This window comes from Nonomuraea turkmeniaca, assembly GCF_005889735.1.
GTDB lineage: Bacteria > Actinomycetota > Actinomycetes > Streptosporangiales > Streptosporangiaceae > Nonomuraea > Nonomuraea turkmeniaca.
On sequence record NZ_VCKY01000362.1, the window covers coordinates 1 to 7,812 of the forward strand.

At 72.7% G+C, this 7,812-nt stretch carries 8 protein-coding genes and 2 pseudogenes; 7 read left to right on the plus strand and 3 right to left on the minus strand.

Going from position 1 to position 7,812, the window contains the following annotated elements; all coding sequences use genetic code 11:
- Together ETD86_RS51020 and ETD86_RS51025 are read right to left on the minus strand one after the other, a co-directional pair.
- Positions 1 to 1,033 (minus strand): sensor histidine kinase (locus ETD86_RS51020; RefSeq protein WP_138673836.1); only part of this gene is annotated, 1,033 nt, incomplete at its 3' end.
- The gene (locus ETD86_RS51025) at positions 1,030 to 1,680 is read right to left on the minus strand and encodes a response regulator transcription factor (protein ID WP_138673837.1); all 651 of its coding nucleotides are present in this window, start codon (positions 1,678 to 1,680) and stop codon (positions 1,030 to 1,032) included. The genes ETD86_RS51025 and ETD86_RS51020, both read right to left, overlap by 4 nt.
- 141 nt (positions 1,681 to 1,821) lie before the next feature.
- Here ETD86_RS51025 and ETD86_RS51030 point away from each other — a divergent pair, with 141 nt between their 5' ends.
- From ETD86_RS51030 to ETD86_RS51045, 4 genes are read left to right on the plus strand one after another with little or no spacing between them, the layout of a single operon-like run.
- Positions 1,822 to 2,367 carry a hypothetical protein gene (locus tag ETD86_RS51030; RefSeq protein ID WP_138673838.1) on the plus strand — a complete coding sequence of 182 codons (546 nt, stop codon included), beginning with the start codon at positions 1,822 to 1,824 and terminating at the stop codon, positions 2,365 to 2,367.
- Positions 2,364 to 3,422: an efflux RND transporter periplasmic adaptor subunit gene (locus tag ETD86_RS51035; protein ID WP_246149468.1), complete on the plus strand. Its 1,059-nt coding sequence runs from the start codon at positions 2,364 to 2,366 to the stop codon at positions 3,420 to 3,422. The genes ETD86_RS51030 and ETD86_RS51035 overlap by 4 nt, the downstream gene beginning before the upstream one ends.
- Positions 3,423 to 3,430: 8 nt before the next feature.
- Positions 3,431 to 4,147, plus strand: a complete 717-nt coding sequence (locus tag ETD86_RS51040; RefSeq protein WP_138673839.1) for an ABC transporter ATP-binding protein — start codon at positions 3,431 to 3,433, stop codon at positions 4,145 to 4,147.
- Positions 4,144 to 5,337: an ABC transporter permease gene (locus ETD86_RS51045; RefSeq protein WP_138673840.1), complete on the plus strand. Its 1,194-nt coding sequence runs from the start codon at positions 4,144 to 4,146 to the stop codon at positions 5,335 to 5,337. Before ETD86_RS51040 ends, ETD86_RS51045 begins: the two co-directional genes overlap by 4 nt.
- A gap of 428 nt (positions 5,338 to 5,765) precedes the next feature.
- Here the strand turns inward: ETD86_RS51045 and ETD86_RS51050 are convergent, their stop codons facing one another.
- Positions 5,766 to 6,041 (minus strand): hypothetical protein, encoded by a 276-nt coding sequence (locus ETD86_RS51050; protein ID WP_211370853.1) that lies wholly within the window; start codon positions 6,039 to 6,041, stop codon positions 5,766 to 5,768.
- A 350-nt stretch (positions 6,042 to 6,391) separates the two neighbouring features.
- Between ETD86_RS51050 and ETD86_RS59810 the strand changes: the two are divergent.
- The 3 genes and pseudogenes from ETD86_RS59810 to ETD86_RS59820 form a co-directional block, all read left to right on the plus strand.
- Positions 6,392 to 6,678, plus strand: a pseudogene (locus ETD86_RS59810) (SulP family inorganic anion transporter); the annotation flags it as partial.
- Positions 6,679 to 6,777: 99 nt separating this feature from the next.
- Positions 6,778 to 7,002, plus strand: a pseudogene (locus tag ETD86_RS59815) (SulP family inorganic anion transporter); the annotation flags it as partial.
- Between the two features lie 88 nt (positions 7,003 to 7,090).
- Positions 7,091 to 7,812: STAS domain-containing protein (locus ETD86_RS59820; protein ID WP_342779362.1), on the plus strand; the 722-nt coding region annotated here is incomplete at its 3' end.

Here is a 7,812-nt window from a genome sequence, read left to right on the forward strand (position 1 = left end):
CCTTGTACGAGCGCACCCGATCCCCCTGCATCCGGCTGAACGGCTCGAACAGGTCGTCCACCTCGTACGGCGGCACCGCCGACCCGGTGTTCTCCACCGTGATCACCGCCGCCTCGCCCTCCTGCCGCAGCGCGAGCCAGATCTCGCCGTCGCGGACGTTGTACTTGGTGGCGTTCTCCAGCAGGTTGAACACGCACCGCTCCAGGAACAGCGGGTCCCCATCGACGAGCGCGGGCCGCAGGTCCTGGTGCAGCGTGAGCGGGCGCTTGCGGGACTGCAGGTCGATCTGCTCCAGCACCACGCGTACGACCTGCTCCAGGTCCACCGGCCGGCGTGCGGTCAGGTCCTGCTCCGACTGAGCGAGCAGCAGCAGCCCCTCGATGAGCCGCTCGTAGCGGGCGTTGGTGCCCAGCAGCGCCCTGGCCAGCGCCCTGAGATCCGCCGAGGCGGCCGGCTCCTCCAGCGACACCTCCAGCACCGTACGGTTGATCGCCAGCGGCGTCCGCAGCTCGTGCGAGGCGTTGGCGATGAACCGTCGCTGCCCCTCGAAGACCCGGTGCAGCCGGTCCAGCATCGCGTCGAACGTGTCGGCCAGCCGCTTGACCTCGTCCGGCGGGCCGCGCATCGCGATCCGCTCGTGGAGGGTGCTCTCCGACAGCCGCTGCGCGGTGTCGGTCACCCGGTCCAGTGGCCGCAGCGCCCGGTCGGCCACGACGTACCCGATCACGAGCGCCCCGGCGCCGACCACGATCAGGACGAGCAGCGACGAGCGCACCATCTGGCTGAGCACGTTTTCTGCCCGGTTGTCGACGTCGCCGACGAACTTGACCGCTTCGACCCCGGGGCGTTGCACGAGCACGTCCGGAGGCGGGCTCATGATCCTGGAGACGCCGGCGATGAACTGCTGGTCCAGCGCCTGGGCGGTGATGAGGTAGGTGAGCCAGAGCAGGGTCGAGCCGGACACGAGGAACAGCCCGGCGTACAGCAGCGTCAGCCGCACCCGCAGCCGGCGGCCGCGCCACCAGGAGATCACAGCCGATACCCCTTGCCGGGCACGTTCTCGATGGCCGGCGGGACGCCGAGCTTCTTGCGTAACGACGTGATCGTGACCCGCAGCGCGCCCGTGCCGGGGTCGGCGTGCTCGTCCCACACGCTCTTGCGCAGCTCGCCGGAGGTGACCAGCTCGCCGCCCGCGCTGAGCAGCACGTGCAGCACGTCGAACTCCTTGCGGTTCAGCGACACCGCCCGCCCGTCCCTGCTGACCGTGCGGCGGGCCGGGTCCAGCGTGATCCCGGCCCGCGCCAGCGGCGGCGTCGCCGCCCGCGGCGCGCGCCGGGCCAGCGCCCTGACCCTGGCCACCAGCTCGGCGAACGAGAACGGCTTGACCAGGTAGTCGTCCGCGCCCACCGCCAGCCCGTCGACCTTGTCGCGGATCTGGCCCGCGGCGGTCAGCATGAGCACCCGTCCGCCCCCGTGCTCGCGCAGCCGGCGGCACACGTCGTCGCCGTGTACCTCGGGCAGGTCCCGGTCGAGCACGACCACGTCGTAGTCGACGTACGCGGCCATGTCGAGGGCGTCCTGCCCGTCGTAGGCCACGTCCACGGCGATCGCGTGCAGCCGGAGCCCCTGCGCCACCGCGTCCGCCAGCCGTTCCTCGTCCTCGACGACAAGCACCCGCATCGCCGCCCCTTTCCTCGGCCACGAGCGTGACGGATCACGTGTTAGCCGCGGGTAAGGGCTTATCCGGTTTTAGCACCCGGTCGGCTGGAGTAGGGCCGCGCCACGGGCGAAGGATCGGTGGCGCGGAGGAGCGAAGAAGTCATGAACATACGGTTGTTACTGGTCGTCCCCCTCATGCTGGCGCTGGCCGCGTGCGGTGGCGCCGTGGCCAAGGACGACGGCGTCGCCAGTGCGAACGGCGGCACCGCGTCCGCCAAGCCCACGGCCTCCCCGTCGACCACGATGGACCGGGCGGCGGCGGCACTGAAGTTCGCCAAGTGCATGCGCGAGCACGGCATCGACATGCCCGACCCCAAGATGGACGGGGACGGCATGCAGATCACCCTCCCGAAGGGCGTGACCCCGGAGAAGGCCGAGAAGGCGCACAAGGCATGCGAGCACCTCATGGAGTCGGCCGTCCAGGAGGGCGAGAAGCCCAGCGCGGAGGACTACGACCAGATGGTCAAGTTCGCGCGGTGCATGCGCGAGCAGGGGATCGACATGCCCGACCCGAAGCCGGGCGAGCCGATGCGCATGAGGATGAGGGGCGGCTCGAAGGAGAAGATGGACGCCGCGCACCAGGCCTGCGAACAGCACGCGCCGGGCAACGGCAAGGTCGAGAACGGCAGCGGCGGGGGCAAGCCGTGAGCAAGGGCCTGCTCCTGGGCGGCGGCGCCGTCCTGGCGGTCGCCGCCACGTGGACCGCGGTGGCGGTCATGAGCGACGCCGGCACCGGCGCCGCCGCGCCGAGCGCGCCCCCCGTCCCGGCCTCCGCCGCGATCACCAGGCAGGACCTGGTGGAGACCAAGACCGTGAGCGGCGCGCTCACGTACGCGGGCGAGCGGCAGCTCACCTCGGGTGCCTCCGGCACCGTGACCTGGGTCGCGGGTCAGGGCACGGTGATCCGCCGCGGCCGCCCGCTGCTCAAGGTCGACCACAGGCCGCTGGTGCTGATGTACGGCGAACTGCCGCTGTACCGGACCCTGCAGCGCGGCATGTCAGACGGCCCCGACGTGGAGCAGCTCGAGCGCAACCTCAAAGCGCTCGGTCACGGCGACTACCTGACGGTGGACGACCACTTCAGCCACGCCACCGAGCAGGCCGTCAAGGAGTGGCAGGACGACCGCGGGCTGGCCGAGACCGGGCAGGTGGACGCCGCCCAGGTGGTGTTCCAGCCCGCCGCCGTCCGCGTCACCGAGGCCAAGCCGGAGGTCGGCGTCAAGGTCGCTCCCGGGCAGCAGGTGCTCACCGTCAGCGGCATCCGCCGGCTCGTGCACGTGGACCTCGACACCGGTGACCAGTCGCTGGCCCGCCAGGGCGCCAAGGTCACCGTGACGCTGCCCGGCGGCGAGCAGGCGAGCGGCAGGATCACGTCCGTCGGCACGGTGGCCGAGACCTCCGGCCAGGACCAGGACGCGAGCACCACCATCGACGTCGACATCACGCTGGCCAAGGCGCCGAAGACCCGGCTGGACCAGGCGCCGGTCGAGGTGGAGATGCAGAGCGAGCGGCACGAGGACGTGCTGGCCGTGCCCGTGGAGGCGCTGCTGGCGCTGCGCGAGGGCGGGTTCGGCGTCGAGGTCGTCGAGGGGGCGGCCACCAGGATCGTGGCGGTGGAGACCGGGGCGTTCGGTGGCGGCATGGTGGAGATCACGGGCGAAGGGCTGGCCGAGGGCATGAAGGTCGGGGTGCCGGAGCAATGACCCGACCAATGACCGGACTCGTGGAATTGGCCGCGGTGACCAAGACGTACCCCGGTGACGTGCACGCGCTGCGCGGGGTGGACCTGACCGTCGCGCGCGGCGAGTTGCTGGCCATCGTCGGACCGTCCGGATCCGGCAAGTCGACCATGCTCCACATGATCGGCACGCTCGACCGGCCCACCACCGGCGCCGTGCGCGTCGCCGGCCACGACATCGCCGCCCTGTCCGACCGCGAGCTGTCCGCGCTGCGCTCGCGGTACATGGGGTTCGTCTTCCAGCAGTTCCACCTGGCGCCCGGCGTCAGCGCGCTGGACAACGTGGCCGACGGCCTGCTCTACACCGGCACCAACCGCCGCGTCCGCCGCCGGCGCGCCGCCGCCGCGCTGGACCGCGTCGGGCTCGGTCACCGGCTGCGGCACAAGCCGTCGCAGCTGTCCGGCGGTGAGCAGCAGCGGGTGGCGGTGGCCCGCGCGGTGGTCGGCGACCCGCCGCTGCTGCTGGCCGACGAGCCCACCGGCAACCTGGACTCCATGGCCGGCGCCGACGTCCTGGCGGTCCTGGCCGGCCTGCACGAGTCCGGCACCACGATCGCCGTCATCACCCACGACGCCGAGATCGCCGGCTGGTGCCACCGCCAGGTACGCCTGCGCGACGGCCTGATCGTCGACGGCCACGACCACGACGACCGGGGACCGGTCGAGCTGCTGAAGGGCGGTCGGTCATGAGGGAACGACTCGCCCCGGGGCGGCTCAGCCCGGGTGACGTGCTGCGGGTCGGCGCGGCCGGGCTGCGGGCCCGCCCCGCCCGGGTGATCCTGTCCGCGCTCGGCATCGCCATCGGCATCGCCACCATGATCGCCGTGATCGGGATCTCGTCGTCCTCGCGCGAGCAACTCCTGCGCCAGCTCGACAAGCTCGGGACGAACCTGCTGACCGTCACGCCCGGCCGGACCATGTTCGGCGACGACGCCAAGCTGCCCACCACGGCACTGGCCATGGTCCAGCGCATCCGCCCGGTCCGCACGGCGGCCGCCACCGGCAGCGTGGAGACCAGCGTGCGGCGTACCAACCACATCCCCGAGACGAACACCGGCGGCATCTCCGTGCAGGCGGCCAGCAGCGGCCTGCTCGCCACGCTGGAAGGCGCCGTGGTCAAGGGAACCTGGCTGAACGACGCCACGGCCCGGCAGCCGGCCGTCGTGCTCGGCGCCGCGGCGGCCGAGCGGCTCGGGCTGGCCAGGACCGGCGTGCAGGTGTGGATGGGCGGGCGCTGGTTCACCGTCATCGGGATACTCGGGCCGATGCCGCTCGCGCCGGAGATCGAACGCTCCGCCCTCATCGGGTTTCCGGCCGCCGAAGAGCTGCTCGGGTTCGACGGCTATCCGACGACCATCTACGAACGCTCGTCCGACGAGTCCGTGGAGTCGGTGCGGGAGGTGCTGCCGCGTACCGTCAACCCGTCCAACCCGGAGGAGGTCTCGGTCAGCAGGCCGTCCGACGCGCTGGCGGCCAAGGCGGCGGCCGCGGGCGCCTTCACCAACCTGCTGCTCGGGCTGGGTGCCGTCGCGCTGCTCGTGGGCGGGGTGGGAGTGGCCAACACCATGGTCATCTCGGTGCTGGAACGCCGCAAGGAGATCGGCCTGCGCCGCTCGCTCGGCGCCACCAGGGGGCAGGTGCGGTTGCAGTTCCTGTCGGAGTCGCTGCTGCTGTCGGGGCTCGGCGGGGTGGTGGGCGCCGTGCTCGGAGCTTTGGCCACCGCCGGGTACGCCGTCTCGCGGGACTGGCCGCCGGTGGTGCCGCCGTGGGCGATCGGCGGCGCGGTCGCGGCGACCCTGGTCATCGGGACGGTGGCGGGCATCTACCCGGCCATGCGGGCGGCCCGCCTGTCACCCACGGTCGCCCTCGCCACCACCTGACCCCCTCGGCTCTCCAGCGCCCCGGCCGTACACCGCCACCGCCTCCTCCATGCCGCCCAGGCGGGTCAGCAGCTCCAGCTGCCCGTACAGTTCTGCGATCTTCGTCCAGCCGGTGCCCTCGGCACGGGCGGCCAGGGCGCGCTCGGCGGCGATGGCGGCCGCCGGCGTCCGGGCGGGCGTCCCTGCGGGCGTGGCGCAGCGGCATCAACCCCGGCAGGGCGCACACCTCGGTGTCGGCGGGAGCGCCGCCACCTCCGCCCGCCGCATGCGATCCACCGCCCGCCGGTCTCGGCGTAGGGGCCGTCGGTGACGAGGATCCGGTCGCCGTCCTTTCTGGTCGTCACCATGACGCACGAGGAAGCCTCCAATCGGCAGCGGCGCGGAAATCCGGACCGTAGGCCGACATGGCCCGGTCGAGGTGCCGCGGATCACATGATGCTCTCCAGTACGGCGCTGAGAACCGTACCGATGATCATGCCGATGCCGGCGGCCACGGCGGCCCATTTGCCCAGCGACTCGCCCTTCGTGTGGCCGACGATGCCCAGCACGATGCCCGCCAGACCGAACAGGACCGGGCTGAACAGCACGGACACCACGGCGCACACGAGCCCGACGATCGACAAGACCTGGTCGGTCACCTGCCGCCCTGTCCAGAGATCGTGGCGGGGGTCGTCGCCCGGGGGCAGGTCGGGCGAGGCGGTCACGAGGCGGGCTCCTCTCGGCTGGGAACCACATCACACACCGAAGCAGTGACCCTGTCGACCCGCATGACACAGGACATATGCCCATTTCATGGGGCTAGTTTCGGCCGGGCGGGCTCCGGCGGAAGCGGGCGGGCGTGCCACGATGACGTGGTCGTGCTCCATGCCCTTGGCCGAGGGCCGGCCGCGGCTCGAGGTGGAGCCGGAGGCGGTCCGCGCTGCCGAGCCGGCGTTCGCGTCGCTTTCAGCCGGTACGGGCTTGGATTCACCGTCACGCCCTGCGTGAACACCGATGTTTAAGCAGGTCAGCGCGGGCGCGCGGCGTCCTCCCGCAACGTGCCGCGCTGGCCGCGATGGGCCGCACCCCAGGCCGCGACCTGCTGGCCGGCCTCACGGTGGCGATCGTCGCCCTGCCGCTCGCGCTCGGGCTCGGCGTCTCCTCCGGCATGGGCGCCGGGGCGGGCCTGGCGACGGCCGTGGTCGCCGGGTCGGTGGCGGCCGTGTTCGGCGGGTCGGCGCTGCAGGTGTCCGGCACCAGCGGCGCGATGACGGTCATGCTCATGCCGATCATGAGTGCGCACGGCGCCGCCGGCGTGCTCACCGTCGGCGTGCTGGCCGGGCTCCTGCTGACGGGGCTCGCCCTGGCCCGCGCCGGGAGGTACATCGCGCTCGTCCCCGCCCCGGTCGTGGCCGGCTTCACCGTCGGCTGCGGCCCGCCGTGCCGTTCTCGCTGCTCGCCGTGGCCGTCGCCACCCTCGTCGCCGAGACGGCCGGGCTGCCGCTGGCCAGGATCGGCGACCTGCCCGCCGGACTGCCCGCGCCGTCGCTGGGCTTCCTCGACCTCGCCACGCTGCCGTCCCTCATCGCCCCGGCCATCGCGGTCGCCGCCCTCGCCGCGCTCGAATCCCTGTTGTCGGCCGCCGTCGCCGACGACATCGGCCACGGGCACCGGCACGACCCCGACAGGGAGCTGTTCGGGCAGGGCCTCGCCAACCTCGTCACGCCGCTGTTCGGCGGCATGCCGGGCACCGGGCGCCATCGTGCGCACCGCGGTGAACGTACGCTCCGGCGCCCGGTCCCGGCTGGCGGCGCTGTCCCACGCGGTGATCCTGGCCGTCATCGTGTACGCCGCCGCGGGCCTCGTCGCCAGGATCCCGCTCGCCGCGCTGGCCGGAGTGCTGCTGGCGACCTCCATCCGCATGGTGGAGGTGGACGCCCTGCGTGCCATGGTCCGGTCGACCCGGGGTGACGCCGTGGTCCTGGTGCTGACCGCCGTCGCCACGCTGACGCTGGACACGGTGCTGGCGATCGTCCTCGGGCTGGTGGTGGCCGGGGCACTGGCGCTGCGGGCCATGGCGCGCAACACCCGCCTCGACCCGGAGCCGCTCCGCCGCGACGTACGGCTCCAGCACACCGAGGACGAGCATGCCGCGCTGGCCGCGCACATCCTCACCTACCGGCTGGCCGGGCCGTTGTTCTTCGCAGCCGCCCACCGGTTCCTGGTGGAGTTGTCGGAGGTGACGGACGTGTCGGTGGTGGTGCTGCGCATGTCCCGGGTCACCACCATCGACGCGAGCGGCGCGCGGGCCCTGCGAGAGGCCATCGAACGGCTGGAGCGGCGCGGCATCCTCGTGTACGTCTCCGGCATTCCAGACAGTCACCACCAGCCTCTGGTGGCGCTGGGGGTGATCGCCCGCCTCAGCCGGTCCGGCCAGGTCTTCGCCACGACCACGGAGGCCATCACGGCCGCCCGCGACCGCCTCCGCAACACCGG

What these genes read in the sequence shown, in the direction of transcription:
- ETD86_RS51030 (WP_138673838.1), top strand. Translation starts at nt 1,822, where the DNA reads ATGAACATACGGTTGTTACTGGTCGTCCCCCTCATGCTGGCGCTGGCC.
- ETD86_RS51045 (WP_138673840.1), top strand. Translation starts at nt 4,144, where the DNA reads ATGAGGGAACGACTCGCCCCGGGGCGGCTCAGCCCGGGTGACGTGCTG.
- ETD86_RS51025 (WP_138673837.1), bottom strand. Translation starts at nt 1,680, where the DNA reads ATGCGGGTGCTTGTCGTCGAGGACGAGGAACGGCTGGCGGACGCGGTG.
- ETD86_RS51040 (WP_138673839.1), top strand. Translation starts at nt 3,431, where the DNA reads ATGACCGGACTCGTGGAATTGGCCGCGGTGACCAAGACGTACCCCGGT.